A 1,385-nucleotide genomic window follows, 5' to 3' on the forward strand; every position below is an offset into this window, starting at 1 on the left:
TTCAGGTTCAGACTCTTTTTCTGGATTCAACACGACCTTCCCGATAACGTCACAGTTCCTTATACCGTTTGGCCAGCGTTTAGGATTTCTTGACCTCGCTTCTTTTAGCACTGTCTTACGCTTAGATAAAATAGCCCTATCTTGCATCGCATGACGCTCACTCGGTGATACAAAGTTGAGTTTGCTGTGCTTATGCTTAGTATTGTACCAAGTCACAAATTGTTCGACCCATTCTCGGGCTTCTGTGATACTTTTAAACCCACTGCTAGGCCATTCTGGCCGATACTTTAAGGTTCTAAACAGTGACTCGGAGTAAGGGTTATCGTTACTTACACTTGGGCGGCTTAATGATGCGGTAACGCCTAACTCTTCAAGCTTGGCTTTCATTGTTAACGACTTCATCGGAGCACCATTATCTGAGTGCAATACCAGTGGCTTTTGAAAACACTGCTCACGCAGCATATTGCGTTGCATTAGCTCCGCTGCGAGCTCACCACATTCACGGTCATGGACTTCATAACCCACAATTTTACGGCTATAAATATCTTCAAATATATACAGATAATAAAAGCGTCCTTTGATGACCGAGGCTAAATAAGTGATATCCCAAGACCACACTTTGTTCGGCTCATCTGCAACATAAGCATCAGGTTTACTTCTTTTTGTTATGCTTTGACTTCGTCCACGTCGATTTAATTGAGCATTGGCTTTTAACACTCGGTAAAAACTCGACTCTGAAGCGATATAAACCCCTTCATCAAGCAGCGTCGGCACGATTTGCGAGGGCGGTAGACTCGAAAACCTTGCCTCATTCGAGGTTGCCAAAATCAGCTTTTTCTCGTCGTTACTAAGCTTGTTGGCTGGCTCCTGCCTTACCGCCGTGGGCCTTAAGTCAGCTTGTACTTTTCCAGCTCGATACCACCGCCGATACGTCCGCTTACTTAGCTCTGCTTCAGCACAAGCCTTGTAAAGACGTGCGCCGTGGGCATAAGCTTCCTGTATTAAACCCACCAATGTTATGCGCTTAGGCAAAGGCGTTAACTCTCCTCGTTGTCGTCCTCCCAAAGCGCATTGAGCTTTTTTCTAAGCACCAGTAAAGCTGCTGTTTCTGCTAACGCCTTCTCCTTGTAGCGTAACTCTCGTTGCAGGGATTTGATCTCTGCCTTGTCTGCTCTGGCTTGCTGTTTAATCGTTTTGGCTTGAACTTCACTTGTCGTAAAGCCCCCTAAACAATCTTGTTTCCATTGCTGCACTTGTTCTCGAAACAAGCCTTTTTCTCGGCAATATTGGCTAATTTCAGTTTCTGACATTGGCGCAGTTTCAATGAGAACTGCAAACTTAGCTTCGGCTGACCAATCATTACTGGTTAATGTTTTACCTGGCAC

General features: G+C 45.1%; 1 pseudogene. It reads right to left on the reverse strand.

The features are described from left to right. Positions 1 to 1,385: pseudogene (locus AB4238_RS12735) on the reverse strand (IS3 family transposase); the annotation flags it as partial.

Origin of the sequence: Shewanella sp. 10N.286.45.A1 (assembly GCF_041470405.1) — a bacterium.
Lineage (GTDB): Bacteria > Pseudomonadota > Gammaproteobacteria > Enterobacterales > Shewanellaceae > Shewanella.